At 40.6% G+C, this 16931-nt stretch carries 13 protein-coding genes; 6 read left to right on the forward strand and 7 right to left on the reverse strand.

The window, feature by feature from the left end; translation table 11 throughout:
* The first annotated feature begins 154 nt into the window (after positions 1–154).
* Positions 155–1687, forward strand: a complete 1533-nt coding sequence (locus AC1RRY_RS05680; protein ID WP_492817548.1) for a bifunctional metallophosphatase/5'-nucleotidase — start codon at positions 155–157, stop codon at positions 1685–1687.
* Between the two features lie 93 nt (positions 1688–1780).
* On the forward strand, positions 1781–2881 hold the full coding sequence (porQ, locus tag AC1RRY_RS05685; protein WP_492817546.1) for a type IX secretion system protein PorQ: 1101 nt from the start codon (positions 1781–1783) through the stop codon (positions 2879–2881).
* A 2-nt stretch (positions 2882–2883) separates the two neighbouring features.
* Here porQ and AC1RRY_RS05690 read toward each other — a convergent pair whose 3' ends face one another.
* The 3 genes from AC1RRY_RS05690 to AC1RRY_RS05700 are packed head-to-tail and all read right to left on the reverse strand — an operon-like array spanning position 2884 to position 6332.
* Positions 2884–4788: a hypothetical protein gene (locus AC1RRY_RS05690; RefSeq protein WP_492817544.1), complete on the reverse strand. Its 1905-nt coding sequence runs from the start codon at positions 4786–4788 to the stop codon at positions 2884–2886.
* 36 nt (positions 4789–4824) lie between these two features.
* A complete protein-coding gene (locus tag AC1RRY_RS05695; RefSeq protein WP_492817542.1) occupies positions 4825–5727 on the reverse strand; it encodes a DUF58 domain-containing protein in 903 nt (300 codons plus the stop codon).
* A gap of 17 nt (positions 5728–5744) precedes the next feature.
* The gene (locus AC1RRY_RS05700) at positions 5745–6332 is read right to left on the reverse strand and encodes a septal ring lytic transglycosylase RlpA family protein (protein WP_492817540.1); all 588 of its coding nucleotides are present in this window, start codon (positions 6330–6332) and stop codon (positions 5745–5747) included.
* Between the two features lie 230 nt (positions 6333–6562).
* On the opposite strand from AC1RRY_RS05700, the gene AC1RRY_RS05705 reads away from it, so the two are divergent.
* Together AC1RRY_RS05705 and ychF are read left to right on the forward strand one after the other, a co-directional pair.
* The gene (locus AC1RRY_RS05705; RefSeq protein WP_492817538.1) at positions 6563–6913 is read left to right on the forward strand and encodes a DUF3276 family protein; all 351 of its coding nucleotides are present in this window, start codon (positions 6563–6565) and stop codon (positions 6911–6913) included.
* Between the two features lie 290 nt (positions 6914–7203).
* Complete coding sequence (ychF, locus tag AC1RRY_RS05710) at positions 7204–8307, forward strand: redox-regulated ATPase YchF (RefSeq protein WP_492817536.1); 1104 nt, start codon at positions 7204–7206, stop codon at positions 8305–8307.
* A gap of 115 nt (positions 8308–8422) precedes the next feature.
* On the opposite strand, the gene mog is transcribed toward ychF, so the two are convergent.
* The 4 genes from mog to AC1RRY_RS05730 all read right to left on the reverse strand — a co-directional run bounded on the left by mog (position 8423) and on the right by AC1RRY_RS05730 (position 13176).
* Complete coding sequence (mog, locus tag AC1RRY_RS05715) at positions 8423–8947, reverse strand: molybdopterin adenylyltransferase (protein WP_492817535.1); 525 nt, start codon at positions 8945–8947, stop codon at positions 8423–8425.
* 332 nt (positions 8948–9279) lie between these two features.
* On the reverse strand, positions 9280–10779 hold the full coding sequence (locus AC1RRY_RS05720; RefSeq protein ID WP_492817533.1) for an MFS transporter: 1500 nt from the start codon (positions 10777–10779) through the stop codon (positions 9280–9282).
* Positions 10780–10804: 25 nt separating this feature from the next.
* The gene (locus AC1RRY_RS05725) at positions 10805–11650 is read right to left on the reverse strand and encodes an SDR family oxidoreductase (RefSeq protein WP_492817531.1); all 846 of its coding nucleotides are present in this window, start codon (positions 11648–11650) and stop codon (positions 10805–10807) included.
* Between the two features lie 47 nt (positions 11651–11697).
* Positions 11698–13176: an alpha-amylase gene (locus AC1RRY_RS05730; RefSeq protein WP_492817529.1), complete on the reverse strand. Its 1479-nt coding sequence runs from the start codon at positions 13174–13176 to the stop codon at positions 11698–11700.
* Positions 13177–13572: 396 nt separating this feature from the next.
* On the opposite strand from AC1RRY_RS05730, the gene AC1RRY_RS05735 reads away from it, so the two are divergent.
* Both AC1RRY_RS05735 and AC1RRY_RS05740 read left to right on the forward strand, forming a co-directional pair.
* Positions 13573–14547: a YihY/virulence factor BrkB family protein gene (locus tag AC1RRY_RS05735; protein ID WP_492817527.1), complete on the forward strand. Its 975-nt coding sequence runs from the start codon at positions 13573–13575 to the stop codon at positions 14545–14547.
* Between the two features lie 103 nt (positions 14548–14650).
* Positions 14651–16801 (forward strand): catalase, encoded by a 2151-nt coding sequence (locus AC1RRY_RS05740; protein WP_492817525.1) that lies wholly within the window; start codon positions 14651–14653, stop codon positions 16799–16801.
* Positions 16802–16931 lie beyond the last annotated feature (130 nt).

Raw genomic sequence — 16931 nt, forward strand, 5'->3', positions numbered from 1 at the left:
GATACCCGGTAAGCATTTATGAAACGGATTTAGTATGAGTAACGCTTTTTGTATACATTTGCTGTCCTCAAAGTGGATAGACCGAGGGCTTTTTATCTACTTAAACATAATAATCTGAACCTGTTTATAACTGATTGATAAAGCTTTTTATATGATGAAAAAACTACTTTTTTTGTTTTCCATAGCTCTTTTGCTGGGAGCTTGCCGCACTTCGCAGTTAGCCGGAATAAATCAGGATGAAGTAGCCATTACATTCCTGCATCTCAATGATGTGTATGAGATATCACCTCTGGACAACGGCAAGGTAGGAGGGTTAGCCAGAGTTGCCACCGTGCGTGAGCAATTATTGAAAGAAAATCCTAATACAATTACTGTATTATCCGGAGACTTCCTCAGTCCGTCAGTAACAGGTACGTTAAGATATGAGGGAAAAGGAATTAAAGGAAGACAAATGATTGATGTAATGAATACCGTTGGGTTTGACTGGGTGTGCTTTGGTAATCATGAATTTGACCTGGACGAAAAAGATTTACAGGAACGTATCAATGAGTCGAAGTTTGATTGGCTGAATACCAATGCTTCAGAGAAGGTCAACGGACAACTGCAACCCTTTGGCAAAGTGATAAACGGAATGAAAGTGCCTTTTGTTAAGACAAAAATTTTCAGTTTTAAGAATGCGAAAGGGGAAGAGATAAAAATGGGGATGTTTGGCATAGTATTGCCTTCGAACCCAAAAGATTATGTCTGGTATGATGATTTCTTTGAGTCGGCAAAAAAGGCTTTTGAAGAACTGAAACCTCAATGTGATTTTGTTGTGGGGCTTACACATATTAATAAGGTAGACGACATAAAACTGGCAGGCATGTTGCCCGAAGTAAAACTGCTGATGGGAGGGCATGACCACGACAACATGATTGAAAAGATTGGCAATGTAATAATGGCTAAAGCTGATGCCAATGCCAAAACTGCCTACATCCATCGAATTGTGTACAGTAAGGCCAATAAAAAGACAATTGTAAAATCAGAATTACGCAAAATTGATAATCAGATACCGGATCATGCCGGAACGGCAGTTGTGGTGAAAAAATGGGAAGATATTGCTGATGCCAGTTTCAAGGCCATTGGTATTGATAAAAATGAGGTTATTGCTGATTTAAAAGAACCGCTGGATGGGCATGAGTCAACAGTGAGGAATCAACAGGCGCCAATGGGAAATATGATAGCTAAAGCCATGACAGCTGCCACACCTGAAGCAACCGATTGTACCTTTTTCAATGGTGGTTCTATCAGAATAGATGATGTGGTGTCCGGCAGAATTACGCAACTGGATGTGCTCAGAATTTTGCCGTTTGGCGGAAAGGTAATAGAAGTGAAGATGAGAGGTCGTTTATTGGAGAGAACACTTGAAATAGGTTTGAAAAATAAAGGTAGCGGCGGCTATCTGCAATGGGATAGAATAAGCTACGATGAAGCCAGAAACGAATGGAAAATTAACGGCAAACTGCTGGATGTGAATCAGGAGTATCAGGTAGTAACCAGCGATTTTTTACTGACCGGAAAAGAGAGGAATCTGGATTTTTTCATCAAAACGAATCCGGACATCATCTCGGTTAAAGATACATTCAATGAAAATGATGTAAGGAATGACATCAGAAAAACAGTGATTGCCTATCTGAAAAAAAACTGATAGTCTCATGCAGCCATTCCAAAACAATTATGGTCATATGCTAAAGCATTATCAGGCTGCTCGGTCAATAATTTATAGCAGATTTCAGGTACTATGGAAATAATTTACTCAGACACAGTGAAAAGAAATACAAATACCCACGCCTTACGGTGGGTATTAAGTTGGGCTATTTCATTTTTTAAACCCATTGTTTTTCTTTCAGTTTGTAGTTTTTTGAGCACCAACGCCATAGCACAAAACAGTTTTTCTTTTTTAACCTTACCCAATAATGCACGCCTAAATGCGCTGGGAGGGGTAAATGTCTCTCTCTTTGATAAAGACGTTAATCTACATACAGCGAACCCGGCTTTACTGGATTCGTCGCAGCAGGGTCAAATAGGTATTAATTATTCGCCTTATCTGGCACATAGTAATTTCTTTACTTTGAATTATGCACCAAAGTTTAAAGGAAGTATGAATGAAGGCCAGTGGGGTATCAGTCTGCAAAACCTCAACTATGGTACTTTTCAGGGCACTGATGCAATAGGGAATGCCACGGGTGAGTTTTCTGCTAACGATTTTTCTTTAGGAGTAACGCATGCCCGGCGAATCAACCACATTTCTTTTGGTATTACTGCAAAGTTGGTTGGGTCGGTTCTGGAATCATACAATTCAATGGCACTTCTCACCGATTGGGGCGGGACTTTCAAACATCCGGATTATGATCTGAGCTTTGGACTCGTGGCTAAAAATGTGGGCTTTGTTATAAAAAGCTATGGAAACATACGTCCGGATATACCCTTTGACCTGCAATTGGGCACTACTTTTAAGCCTGAGCATATGCCGGTGCGATTCTCGCTCACGGCACATCATTTATATGCTTTTGATATCGCCTATAATGACCCTTCATTTAACTATACTTATGACGATCAAGGAAACAGGGTTCCAAAAAAAATATCAGTGGCTGATAAGGTGTTCCGGCATTTTGCGATAGGTACAGAAATAATACTGCATAAGAATTTTCATCTGATGGCCGGATACAATCATCTGCGCCATCAGGAATTAGCTGTCAGTTCTTTAGGCGGGGCAGGGGGATTTTCGTTCGGTGGCAATATGCGTTTGAAAAAGTTCGGTTTTTCGTTTTCACATGCCACACTCACTAGTGGGAAAGGCTATTTTACTTTCAGCGTAATCTGGGATTCTTTGAGACGATAAAACTAAACGGTTTCTCCCCGTCCGTTTACTCTTTGCAGTTTGCCTTTAACCGGATTCGTATATTCCAGATAAACATCCTGAGCATTGTATTTTCCGGCAGGCAAAACTATTATTTTATTCAATACCGCTTTTGAAGACAGGGTTTTGGTAAAAACGGCATTATTCTTCGTGTTTTTGATATTAATTTTAAAACTCTCACCCAGTTCAAGTTTTGATTCCAGCGCGGTGAGTTTAAGCACATTTCCCTGTAGTCTGCCCACAGCCGGAAACTGTCCGTTAATGATTTGTTCAGGATGAGCCAACCCTAATATCTTGTCGGTTTTCTGCCATAAACCATAAATTCTGTTCTCTGCCTGCATCTGATACATTTTGGCAGCCCATTGTCTGTAATTACCTAAATGGCCTTCCTTTTTTGGTTTTCCGGCACCGTCGCCAAAGTATTCCTGCGCAAATGGTTTCCCTTCAGGGGTTGAGAGGTGCAAATCCGGAATAAAATTACCATTGAGCCAGGCTCCTTTTTTTGTCAGGCCTATGTTGCCTCCTGTTACGTTTGTCCAGATCAGCAGATTATTCAGCAATGTGTATACCAGCGCCGCGTGCCATTCTGACGTAACCCGATCCATGGGTCGGTAAAGATTAGTATACGGATTCGACTCCAGGTCATGCCGTAAAACTCCGACCGTCTGATACGGATTATTAATGGCATGTATGTTCTGAAAATCTTCGTTCAATCCACAATCTTTAGCCAACATCTGAAGCCTGAAGAAAACCTCGGAATAATACCCCCCGAACTGATTAATGCCATGATAGAGTTCAGATTTTAAACGGTATTCTCCAAAGTTATGTCCTTCTGCCAAGGAAATATTTTTTCTTTCACCGGCCTCTGAAAACCTGATAAGCTCACCTCTTTGCATTTCCTCAAAAGCCTCACTTCTTAATACCCTGTCTCCGTTGGTATCCACTATAAACCTGCCTTGAGCATCTTTCTGGTACATAGGGGTCGTGATGGGCAGATTGACCTTCTGATAACTAACCAGAATATTGTACATCAGGTCTTTACCCCTGAAATAATTGTTGATTACGCCGCTACTGACTTTTGCTTTGTCTTCATTGTAAGAATGCTTGCTATAAGGAAAGAATTTTTTGTCGAGCGGTACATCGTCGCCATCATAATAGTATCCGCTCTGCCAGTAGGTAAAACCCTTATTGGGGACATAGCTGTACAAAATGATTGTGTGCTTTGGGTTATCTGCTTTGGCAACGGCGTAGTAGCCTTTCAGAAAAGAACTTATTTTTGAGAAGTCGGTTACGCCGGCTTCAATATCGAGCATGGTATAAGAAAAAGGAGCCATTTTTCCGTCTGAATCAATCGATTGGGTTTTCATGGCGCCATAAGTTTCGCCACCAATTCTTTCCAGATCTGTGTGACTTTTTTGCCAGAACAGAAAATCGTTGAAAAGTGTCCATTTATACCGGTGTTCGCTGGGCACGCCTTTCAGTGTATTCAGAAAACAATTGTCAAATCCGGTAGCCAGTCCTTTTGCTAAGCCTATCGGTGGCGTATCGCCGCTATGATTCATGAACTCAATACCGTTTCCCCAAAGAAAGCGGCTGTTGAATTGCTGAGTAGGCTGACCGTTGATATTTGGAAACACTTCGAAACCAAGTGTGTTTTTTGTAGGTATATCATTTACACCACTTACTAATGCGGGCAGGGTGTCTGTCTCAAATTTGGTAAATGAGCCATTCGGAACGATTACCTCAGGCATAGGCGCAACAGTAACGTCGGCCAGTTCAGTAGTACTTAAAGTAGATTTAACCGGGGTTCCTCCAAATAATTGTCTATAGATGAGGTACCCTGCGCCAATCACAGAAGAACCCAGAAATAAACGTCTGCCCGTATTCATAGCATATAAAAGTTTGGGATTTCAACGAAATGAAAACTATTTCATTTTGCCTCTTTTGACAAGAAAAGCTGAGAGAATCTGATCGAAACCCTGTGAAATATCGGCTTCTACAAAATCTATTTTATACTGTCCGCATTTCATGCGCAGATTATGATAAAAATCTTTAATAGCTGCCTGATAATGTGTTTTTACCTGTGACGGCTGCACCTTTACTTTTTCTCCGGTTTCCAGATCAATGAACTCATAAGGGCGTTCTTCAAAATTGAAGTCTTCCTCTGTGTTTTTGTCGGTCACATGAAACAACAGCACCTCGTGCAAATTATGGCGCAAGTGCTGCATGGCCGAGAAAAGACGTTCTGTATTCGAGATGTCGTCGAACATATCGCTGAAAATCACTACCAGTGAGCGTTTATGTATCTTTTCTGCTATTTCGTGCAGGGTTTCTACTACCGAAGTTCTTTTGTTGGGTTTAGGCTTCTGCAAAAGTGAGTCTAGGTCAAGAAATATCTTGTGTATATGCGAGGCCGTTGATTTGATCGGAGTTTGTATTTCAATGCCATCCGAAAAAGTAGTCAGGCTAACGGCATCTCTTTGTTTTTGCAGCATATACGCCAAAGCCCCGGCTGCCATGATGCTGAAGTTAATTTTACCATTGGTTTTTTCGGGATAATACATTGACGACGAAGTATCAATCAGCAGGTGGCACCTCAGGTTGGTTTCTTCCTCATAGCGTTTTACATACAGGCGGTCGGTTTTACCAAATACTTTCCAGTCAATGTATCGTGTGCTTTCTCCGGTATTATATAAGCGATGTTCAGCAAATTCTACCGAAAACCCGTGGAAGGGAGATTTGTGTAAACCGGTAATAAACCCCTCAACCAGTTGCTTGGCCAGGAATTCGATGCTGCCGTATTCTCTTATTTTTACTAAATCTATCATGGTTACACTCCTGAGTTTTATTTCTGCTGTTTGCCCGGGTCGTTGGGTGGTGTAGTATTTACGGCTCTTCTCACGGCCCTTTTTTCTTTCGCCGCCTTTGACGACCTGCTTCTGACTGCCTTGTTTTTAGGTTTCAATGGTACCTGCACATGTTTTTCTCCGGGTTCGTTCACGATTTCGGTAGCAGTTTTATCCATTGAACCGGGGCTTGCAATGTATATTTTATTGTTTTCGCCTACTATTGTTAATTTAACATTAACCACGCCGGGGTGAAGCATGTTTAATTGTTGGGCCGCAACCTGCGATAAATCAATAATCCTTTTCTTCATATAAGGCCCTCTGTCATTAACCCTAACAATACACGAATTATTGTTTGTCAGGTTCGTTACTTCTATCATTGTACCAAAGGGCAGTGTTTGATGAGCACAGGTAAATAAATTCTTTTTCAGAATTTCACCATTGGCGGTTTTTCTTCCATAAAACCAGTTTTCGTAATACGAAGCTTTTCCGAAGATTTCGGTTCCGATATAAGATGACTGACCAAAAGAAAGCGTGGGTTTAAGCAGAATGAGTAAACATAAAAAAGATATCGTTTTTAGTGTCATTCCGGGTTGAAATTTGATTTTGCAATGCATAGATACAAAAATTTCGGCAAGGCAGAAAACAATCAAAAATTTTGTAATGAAATGATAATTAAAATATTTATGCTGAAAATTGCTGATTTGAAATAAAATTAACATTATTTTTGTTTGAAAATCCTAATAAAATATTTTGCATAAAATAATAAAAACCTATATTTGAAATTCATTCTAAACCTCTAAAACTTAAAAGGATTGTGGAAAGAGAAGACAGAGACAAAATTTACTCTAAACGTGTAAGAGCGGGTAAGCGTACTTATTTTTTTGATGTAAGAAGCACCCGTTCAAGTGATTACTACCTTACTATCACCGAAAGCCGCCGTTTTCAGAAAGATGGGGGATTTGTATTCGAAAAGAGCAAGATGTTTGTGTACAAAGAGGACTTTAACAAATTCCTTGAAGCTCTGCAAGAAACAATTGACCACATTAAAACCGAGCTAATGCCAGATTTTGACTTCGATCAGTACAAAAACGAACAAGTACCGGTTTCAGGAGAAGAAACGGAAGACTACGCTGCAGGTGGTGGTTCAGATCTAAAATGGGAGTAATTCTTGTCAAAATTTCAATTATCAATTTTTGCTGATGATTCTGTCCGGATTTTCAAAAACGGGAATCTGTAAGACCCCTTATTAGTTGATAATTGCTTTTTGAGTAAGGGAGTTAATGACATTCAGCCTTTGAGTAACCCTCAAAGGCTTTGCTATTTTAAACCTATCAAAATTGCGTATACTCCTGTTCCATTTCTTATTGCAAATAGAAATCAGGTACTTTTTGCCTTTCTCCTGCTTTTAAAGTAATTTTGCGGGAAATTTCACTAGAATAAAGATTTAAATACAATATGCCTTTACAAGCCGGAATTGTGGGACTGCCCAACGTTGGGAAATCGACACTTTTTAATGCCGTATCTAATAGTGCCAAAGCACAAGCAAGCAATTATCGTTTCTGTACAATTGACCCGAACGTGGGTTTGGTTGATGTACCTGACGAAAGATTGAATAAATTATCGGAATTGGTAAAACCCAACCGTGTAGTACCTACCCAGATAGAAATTGTTGACATTGCAGGATTAGTGAGGGGGGCCAGCCGCGGCGAGGGGCTGGGAAATAAGTTTTTGGGGAATATAAGAGAAGTAGATGCGATTATTCATGTAATCAGATGCTTTGAAGATGAAAATATACTTCGGGATGAAGGCGATATTAATCCGATAGGTGATAAGGAAATTATCGATACCGAATTGCAGTTGAAAGATCTGGACAGTATAGAAAAGAAAATACAGAAGATCGAAAAACAGGCAAGAGTGGGTGGCGATGCCAAAGCAAAAGCTGAGTTTGATGTGTTGAAGCGTTGCCAGGAGTGGTTATTACAAGGTAAGAATGTACGTGGGATGGGTCTTGCGAAAGAAGACTTACCGGCAATAGCAGATTTATTCTTGCTAACTATTAAACCGGTGCTGTATGTTGCTAATGTAGACGAGGCATCAATGCATACAGGCAATAAGTACTCAGAAATATTGCAGAAAGTAGCCGATGCGGAAAACGCACAGATTATAGTGCTGAACAATTCTATAGAAGCACAGATTACAGAAATGGAAGACCCTGACGACAAAGCTTTGTTTCTAGAAGAATATGGTCTAAAAGAAGCAGGTCTGAACCGATTGATCAGGGCAGCCTATAAATTGCTTACTTTGCGTACGTACTTTACAGCCGGTGTGCAGGAGGTAAGAGCCTGGACGATTCAGGAGGGATGGAAGGCGCCACAGGCTGCCAGTGTGATTCATACTGATTTTGAGAAAGGATTCATCAAAGCCGAAGTAATAGGTTATGATGATTATGTGAAATATGGCTCAGAAGCCGCTTGCCGGGATGCGGGGCGCCTGCGTATAGAAGGTAAAGAATATGTAGTGGCCGACGGAGACGTAATGCACTTCAGATTTAATGTATAGTTAAAAACGAGAGAGGCTCCGGAATTCCGGAGCCTCTCTCGTTTTTATGTTTTTATAAGAGAATAGACGATAATTGTCTTCTGGTATCATTCGGCCTCTCAATGCTTATTTGGGCCTAGTTCTTTGGTCTGAATTCTTTCATAACATCCTGATTACAAACCAGATAAGGGCCTTCTATTAAATCTATGCAATAAGGAACGGCAGGGAAAACGGCATCCAGACATTGCCGGATGGCCTTGGGCTTACCCGGAAGATTAACAATCAGACTCTTATTGCGTATACCGGCGGTTTGTCTGGATAATATGGCTGTTGGTACATATTTCAGGCTTTCCATCCGCATCAGTTCTCCAAAGCCAGGCATCATTTTCTGGCATACGGCCTCGGTTGCTTCAGGTGTTACATCGCGTTTGGCAGGGCCGGTTCCTCCTGTTGTTACAATCAGGCAACACTCGTGTATATCAGCCATTTCAATTAATGTGTCCGAAATCAGGTTCTGCTCGTCAGGTATAACTTTATAGACGGTCTCAAATTCAGAGACCAGATATTCTTTCAGGGTTTCTACAACGGCTTTTCCGGGTATATCCTCGTATATACCTGCGCTGGCGCGGTCAGAGACATTAATTACTCCAATTTTTATCATTCCTAAATCAGTAAATACTAAAATTGCCTAAATATAATTGTTTGGCAAGAATAAAACAGAAATTGTATCACTATAATATAGGGAGGATACACCTGAGCTCACCTTCATTTGTTGTGAGCCGTATTTTCTTAATGAGACTTATTTCACCATTATGCTCAAGGCAGATTTTGTCGATACTGTCCTGAAGAATAGTTTTTCTAACGCCCTGCATAATATCTTCTTTTTTGATCAGGCCGCGCTTCATACTAAGAAGTTTCCATTGGCATATTGATGTTAATATTTATTGATCAATAAATATTCCGTGCCAGCCATCTAGCCAATGGTGAGCTATGTTAAACCGGTTTGGATATTTCTCCTTGTATAGCTTCAGGTTTTTTCTTTCTTATAACGGCCATCAGATGGTTGTGCCAGTTCAGCATATTACCTAATACAAAGTAATCTTTGAGGTTGTTTCTGATACTGCTCCGCATAATTTTCACTACCAGGTTTTTTTCTACTTCTCCTACCTCTTTTACACGAACAAGGAATTCCAGCGATATCAGTGCTAAAACGGCACCTATCATAAAAAGGAAATTCCATTGATTAAGCGACAGAATGCGGAATACTTTTTCAAGTGATGGGCTGGTCCATTCTATGCGGATATTCAGATGCCTGTTGGTAAAATAATCGGCCAGAAAACCTCCTATAAGCGGACCGATAAAGGAAAAAATAGCTGTGATGGTGTTCTTGACAGATAAATAGGCGATGGCTTCTTTACGCGGAGCCAGTTTTAAACCTATGTTGGTCAATGACAGATTTATACCGGCAGTTGTAGCTCCCATGAGTGCGTAGATGATTACTAACAGTGCAAAATTCGAACGGAACTGTGTATAAATGCCTACAAATGACCACGCACCAATACATATGATATAAATTGGCGCACAAATAGACAGAATGGTTTTATTACTGTAGCGATCGGCAAAAATTCCCCAGCTTCGTATGGTGGCAATACTACACAACTGGCTGATAATGGTTAAGGTAATAATATATGATATTGAATACTTCATGTGGTTCATTAAAAACACCGTAAAAAAAGGAGTAGCAATACTTAAAGAAAAGACCCAGAAAGAATTAAAGATAAGCAACCGTAGAAAGTTGTTGTCTTTAAGTGGTAAGATAAAAAGCCTGAAAATATTTTCGTTGCCAAGGAAAGATTTTGGCTCAGGAATGCGTGACAGCAGAAAAACACCTATGAGGCCAATAAGGCCTCCTGCTACAAACATAGTGCCGTAGGTATCTAATTCAAGTTTGGAATAATTGTCTTTGATGTAATCAACTGTCAGGGCTATAATCAGGCTCATGCAGACATTCAAAGTTTGCAGGTAACCACTTCTTCTGGAGAAATACGTACCCATTACTTTTTCCGGTATCAGGTCTTTCATCCAGGCATTCCAGGAGAGACCTGCCATTGAAGCAAAAAAGAAGTTAAAGAAAAGAAACAGAATAATGAATTCAATGGATATATCGCGCGGAAAAAAGAGTGCGATGATACCTATAATCAATATAGGAATACGCCCCAATACAGAAAACAGCACACTGATGGCCCGGCGATTATTATAGCGTTTCACCAGCCAGATAGTTAGTAGCTGAGAGATATTAGAAAATGCCGGAAGCGCAGCAATAAGCCCTATCTGAAGGTTAGATGCGCCCAGTAAAAGGCTTAACGCTGTAAGAAATGCCCCACTAGTAAGTACCGTCATGGTTTCAGTTGCCAGACCTTCCCTGATGCTCAGGCTCATACCGCATTGTACTTCTTTTTCTGTCAATATTTCTTTGGGTTGCAAATTGATCATGATTGTGGGGGATGTTCAGTGATACTTAACCATTTACAATTTCGCCTCCATTAACATGGATCACCTGTCCGGTAATATAACTGGCGTCTTCAGAAGCAAGAAATACATAGGCCGGAGCTATTTCTGCAGGTTGCCCTGCTCTTTGCATCGGAGTATCTTTTCCAAAGGTATCCAGTGATTCATCAGGAAAAGTGGAGGTAATGAGGGGCGTCCAGATTGGCCCGGGAGCAACGGCATTTACTCTTATTTTGCGCCCATTGAGTATGCCTGAAAGAGACCTGGTAAACGAAACAATGGCACCCTTCGTGGCGGAATAATCTAACAAGTATGGGTTGCCTTTATAAGCAGTAACCGATGTAGTATTGATAATAGCGCTGCCTTCTTTTAGATGTGGTAGTGCTGCCTGTACCAGAAAAAACTGTGAAAATATATTGGTACGGAATGTTTGAAGAAGTTGCTGCTCCTTGATATTCTCTATTTCGGTCTGTGGATACTGCACCGCCGCATTGTTGACCAGAATATCAATTTTTCCCCAGGTCTTTATTACTGTATCTACGATTTTCCGGCAATTTTTTTCAACGCTTATATCGGCACTTATAATAATTGCTTCAGCTCCCTTTTCTTGTACAAGTTTCCGGGTTTCTTTGGCATCGTTGCTCTCTTTGCGGTAAATAATAGCTACTTTGGCTCCTTCTCGGGCAAAAGCTACGCAAATAGCCCGACCGATACCGCTGTCTCCTCCTGTTACTATGGCTACCTTATCTGTCAGTTTTTTGGCCTGCCGGTCATAGGCTCGTTCAAAGACCGGCTTATCGGCCATATTTTGTTCTCCGGAAGAGGCTGAGTCAATTTTCTTAGTTGAAGATTTCATAGTATTGTGTGGAATTAATTATTGTTAGCGTTTATTTTTATGCACCATCAATCTTTGGGTATCCAGATAGCAATGCTACCAGCATCTACGTAAAATTTTCCGTTACCGTTTGAATCAATCACAACTTCCGCCGACCTGTCGTTCAGAAAATCAACAAATTTTTTGCCTGCATATTTTGAACCAACCTGCATCGTTTTATCAGATTTATCACCGTTTGATAGTAGTATGACACAACCTTTGTGTTCATCATCCCCATCTCTTACCCAGCCTACACAATTAGGCTGGTCGAAATAGTCGCGCTGCGCTCCCCATGCGTATTCCTGTCTGGCTTTCAGTAGTTTTTCCAAGGCGCTTATTTTGGGCATAACCACTTGCTCTTCTGCTCCGCCATCTTTCTTGTCAGCGTAGCAGGTACCGTAAAAATCACAATAGAAAACACATGGACGGCCTTCCTGGCGAAGCAGAATGAGTGCATAAGCCAGCGGCTTGAACCATCCGTCAACGGGCGACTCTAAACTCTGAAAAGGCTGAGTGTCATGGTTTTCGACAAAAGTAATGGCCATGTCAGGCTGTTTACTAACTAAAGAATTGTTGAGTATATTTCTTAAATCATAGTCTTTACCGGCTATAGATGCATTATGAAAATTATAGTGTAAGGGAACATCAAATAAATGAACGCGTGATTCTGTAGCTTTTATGTATTCTTCCAATGTGCCAAGATCGCTTAACGACCAGTATTCGCCGATTACGAATAAGTCCGGCTTTACCTGAGTTTTCATGTAATCAAGCCAATCGTTGTAAAAATCAGGAGATATGTGCTTGAGTGCATCCAGTCTCACGCCGTCAAAACCAACGGTTTCATGATACCATTTTCCCCAATGCCTTAATTCTTCACGCACCGCCGGATTCCTCGACTCAATATCTGAAAACATGAGGTAATCATAATTTCCTTTTTCGTTACCTACTACCTGCTCCCAGCTATCGCCATAGCTGTTATTAATCTTGTAAATACATTTTTCGCCATTCTCTGTTTCACAATCTACTCCGGTGAAACATTCGTAATTCCATACAAAAGCTGAATACTTTTGATTCCTGTTCGGAAATGTGAATTTTGTGTTTGCTTCAAACTCAAAAGAATCACCGATGAATTGGTTTCGGTTCTCTAAATCTACTTGCCGAACCATAATCTTTTCCTTTTCATCTGCTCCTCCCAAATGGTTGAGAACAACATCTACGTAAACCCGTATATTGTGCTGATGAAGTGTATTAATTGCGGCAATGTATTCTTCTTTAGTTCCGTATTTTGTGCGGATGGTTCCTTTCTGATCAAACTCTCCTAAATCATATAGGTCATATACATCATATCCCTCAGAACGTGTTCCACTTGACCCTTTATATGCCGGTGGTAACCATACTACCGAAATACCTGCTTTCTGTAAATGTTCGGCTTCCTGGCTGGCCTTCTTCCATAAAGAACCGTCATCGGGGTAGTACCACTCGAAAAACTGCATGATTACTTCGTTCATAACTATATTCTATTACTTGTATTGCTTAAAACAAACTTGTTCCTCAACAGACACGCTATTGAGTTAATTGAATGTATTGGTAGTAAATGGCTAAAAATCTGTGCAAAGGCAAAAGCGTAAATGCTTTTTTGCAGGCAATTCGTTATTAATTGTTGCTAATTAGAGTGTGATTCACGAAGCTTTTCAAATATTTCTTCCTAAACTGCTATTTACAGGCACAATTTTAATGAACAGGTTTGTAGATGTTTTTTCTTCGTTCAATAGCCCTCCGGACAAACGTGCGCAAGTAATTCCACAAAATTGATATGGATTAAAATTTTTGCAAATACTTACTTGTAATGGTAAAGTTCTCTCATCTGAGTACTATTCGATTTATTGTTTTTATTTTTTTCTATTATGAGTAATTCAAAAGCAAGTCCGAAGAATTTGTGGCTCATTACAAAGAAATCATTTCAAGCCTGGAATGCCGCAGATCCTTTTCGGCAGAGTGCCATTATTGCCTATTATGCTATTTTTTCTATACCGTCTTTACTGGTTATAATTATTGCTCTGGCAGGTTTTGCATTTGGCCGGGAGGCAGTTCAGGGAGAAATCTCAGGCCAGATCAGCTCGGCAATGGGTGCAGATGCAGCTAAGCAGATAGAAGATATTATTGCAAAAGCCGGTGAGCAAAAAAACTCAATATGGGCTACTATTATTGGTATCATCTCTCTGATATTTGGTGCCCTTGGTGTATTTCTTCAATTGCAAACTTCTTTGAACCAGATTTGGGAGGTAAAAGTAAAGCCTGAGCTCAAGGGCAAAGAAAAGTGGTTGAAACTGATAAAAGACCGTTTGTTCTCTTTTGGTCTCATTATATCAATAGGCTTTCTGCTTTTAATTTCTCTTATGCTCACTACTGCTTTGGCAGCTTTTAGCACTTGGATAAAAGCGCACCTGCCCGATTTTATGTTATTCCTGTTTCAGTCAATCAATTTTCTTATCTCGTTCGTCATTATTACCGTATTGTTTGCCCTTATGTATAAGATTCTGCCCGATGCACGTATCAAATGGAAAGATGTCTGGATTGGGGCCATGGCTACCACTTTGCTTTTTATATTAGGCAAGTTTGGTTTGGGTGTCTATTTTGGTAAAGCCGAGCCGGGGTCAACCTATGGTGCAGCAGGTTCTATTATATTGGTGATGCTCTGGGTATCTTATTCTTGTATGATAGTGTTTTTTGGGGCTGAATTCACCAAACAATTTGCCACGCATTTTGGCAGGGGCATAGAACCGAATAAAGATGCGGTGCTGGTGGAGTTGTCGGAAGAAGAAGAGTTAATAATAGATAAAAGCATTGAAAAACGAGAAAAGACCGGAAAAACAAAATGAGGTAGTCAACTGCAAAATATAGTAATAATGAAAAAGACAACAAAAAAGATAAAAAATAGAGAATTGAGTGATAGTTAATTTACAATACTTAAACTTAATAGTCATGAAACATCCTGACCAATCGTTAGAGGATAAAAAGAAAGAAGATCTGCGTATCAACACTCTTGATGCCACCGGCCAGACGCTTACGAGCAATCATGGTTTGCCCATCAATGATGACCAGAATTCTTTGAAAACAGGAGAACGCGGGGCTACTTTACTGGAAGACTTCATTCTACGCGAGAAAATAACGCATTTTGACCATGAGCGCATTCCAGAGCGGATTGTACATGCCAGAGGAACAGCTGCGCACGGGTATTTTCAGGTGTATGAGTCAATGGGGGCCTATACAAAAGCACATTTTTTGCAAGACCCATCGCTCAAAACACCTGTATTTGTCAGATTTTCAACTGTTGCCGGTTCTAGAGGCTCAACCGACCTGGCTCGTGATGCAAGGGGTTTTGCCGTGAAATTTTATACAGAGCAGGGTGTATATGACCTTGTAGGCAATAACATACCCGTATTTTTTATTCAGGATGCCATGAAGTTCCCGGATCTGATACATGCCGTTAAACCGGAGCCACACAACGAAATGCCACAGGCTGCATCGGCTCACGATACTTTCTGGGACTTTATTTCGCTGATGCCTGAAAGCATGCACATGATTATGTGGGTAATGAGTGACAGGGCCATTCCACGAAGCTACCGCATGATGGAAGGATTCGGAGTGCATACTTTTCGTTTCATTAACACCGAAGGGAAGTCTCATTTCGTTAAATTTCATTGGAAACCCCTGCTTGGTGTGCACTCCGTATGCTGGGATGAAGCCCAGAAGATATCAGGAAAAGACTCTGATTTCCATAGAAGAGATTTATGGGAAGCCATAGAAAGCGGAGCTTTTCCGGAATGGGAACTGGGTGTACAGATTATTCCTGACGAAGATGAGTTTAAATATGAGATTGATTTACTGGATCCAACCAAAATTATACCGGAAGAACTGGTACCTGTAAAGCGAATTGGTAAGATGGTGTTGAATCGTAACCCTGACAATTTCTTTGCCGAAACAGAGCAGGTAGCTTTTCATCCCGGTAACCTGGTATCTGGCATAGACTTTACTAACGACCCCCTTTTGCAAGGTAGGTTGTTTTCGTATACAGATACTCAATTGATACGATTAGGTGGACCTAATTTTCATGAGATCCCAATCAACCGTTCGGTATCTCCTACACATAACAATCAAAGAGATGGTTTTATGAGGCAAACCATCAATACAGGTAAAGTGAGTTATCACCCTAACACATTAGGCGGAGGGTGCCCGTTTCAGGCCAAGGCTGCCGATGGCGGATTCAAAAGTTATACCGAACGGATAGACAGTAAAAAAATACGTGGCAGAAGCAAGAGTTTTCTTGACCATTTTAGTCAGGCTACTTTATTTTATGAGAGCCAGTCAGAAGCAGAAAAACAGCACTTGACGGATGCTTTAAGATTCGAGTTAGGCAAGGTGGAAACCGTTGAAATAAGAAACAGAATGCTTGGCTTATTATCAAAGATTAACGAGGCTCTGGCCAAAAACGTGGCTGATGGACTCGGGTTAACCGTTCCAAAAACTTTAGAATATCCTATTAACCATAGTGTTCCTGCTGATGAGGATCCTCAAAATTATCAGCCGATTTTTGTGCAGCAGACGCTCAAAAAATCAGCGGCGCTAAGCATGAATGATACCAGTAAAGATACAATCAAAACAAGACAGATTGCTGTATTGCTGGCTGACGGATTTGAAGAGAAATCATTCAATGAAATGAAGCGGGCCATGGAGAAGGAAGGCGCCAAAGTTACTACTGTTGCACCAAAACTGGGAATGATTAAGAGTGAAAGTGGAGAGGACATAAAAGCTGACCAGAGTTTGCTAATGGCTGCTTCCGTACTTTTTGATGCGGTTTTTGTATGTGATGGAGCAAAAAGTGTAGGGACATTGCTTGATGAACCTAATGCCGCTGAGTTTATAGAAGAGGCTTACAAACACTGTAAACCTATTGCTACCAAAGGTAGAGGCATTGAGTTGTTAAGAACTTCGAAAAGAATCATGAAAGAACTGGCTAAAGAAACACATCCTTTGTCCGGAGTATTGATTAACCAATCAACGGAAGAATTTGTGAGTGCCATAGCACAACATCGTTTCTGGGACAGAGAGAAAAAAGATAAGCATTTAAGCTGATGATAGAGTACTCAAAAAAATAGCCTTGCCAACAGTAAGGCTATTTTTTTTTGGTGCACAGATGCCCGTCCGTATTTGTTCAGTATGTTATTATTTAAAATTATAACTGATATCTAGTACTCTGCAGAGT

This window comes from Emticicia sp. GW821-FHT11C11 (genome assembly GCF_058808615.1).

What these genes read in the sequence shown, in the direction of transcription:
- AC1RRY_RS05680 (WP_492817548.1), top strand. Translation starts at nt 155, where the DNA reads ATGAAAAAACTACTTTTTTTGTTTTCCATAGCTCTTTTGCTGGGAGCT.
- porQ (WP_492817546.1), top strand. Translation starts at nt 1,781, where the DNA reads ATGGAAATAATTTACTCAGACACAGTGAAAAGAAATACAAATACCCAC.
- AC1RRY_RS05690 (WP_492817544.1), bottom strand. Translation starts at nt 4,788, where the DNA reads ATGAATACGGGCAGACGTTTATTTCTGGGTTCTTCTGTGATTGGCGCA.
- AC1RRY_RS05695 (WP_492817542.1), bottom strand. Translation starts at nt 5,727, where the DNA reads ATGATAGATTTAGTAAAAATAAGAGAATACGGCAGCATCGAATTCCTG.
- AC1RRY_RS05700 (WP_492817540.1), bottom strand. Translation starts at nt 6,332, where the DNA reads ATGACACTAAAAACGATATCTTTTTTATGTTTACTCATTCTGCTTAAA.
- ychF (WP_492817536.1), top strand. Translation starts at nt 7,204, where the DNA reads ATGCCTTTACAAGCCGGAATTGTGGGACTGCCCAACGTTGGGAAATCG.
- mog (WP_492817535.1), bottom strand. Translation starts at nt 8,947, where the DNA reads ATGATAAAAATTGGAGTAATTAATGTCTCTGACCGCGCCAGCGCAGGT.
- AC1RRY_RS05720 (WP_492817533.1), bottom strand. Translation starts at nt 10,779, where the DNA reads ATGATCAATTTGCAACCCAAAGAAATATTGACAGAAAAAGAAGTACAA.
- AC1RRY_RS05725 (WP_492817531.1), bottom strand. Translation starts at nt 11,650, where the DNA reads ATGAAATCTTCAACTAAGAAAATTGACTCAGCCTCTTCCGGAGAACAA.
- AC1RRY_RS05730 (WP_492817529.1), bottom strand. Translation starts at nt 13,176, where the DNA reads ATGAACGAAGTAATCATGCAGTTTTTCGAGTGGTACTACCCCGATGAC.
- AC1RRY_RS05735 (WP_492817527.1), top strand. Translation starts at nt 13,573, where the DNA reads ATGAGTAATTCAAAAGCAAGTCCGAAGAATTTGTGGCTCATTACAAAG.
- AC1RRY_RS05740 (WP_492817525.1), top strand. Translation starts at nt 14,651, where the DNA reads ATGAAACATCCTGACCAATCGTTAGAGGATAAAAAGAAAGAAGATCTG.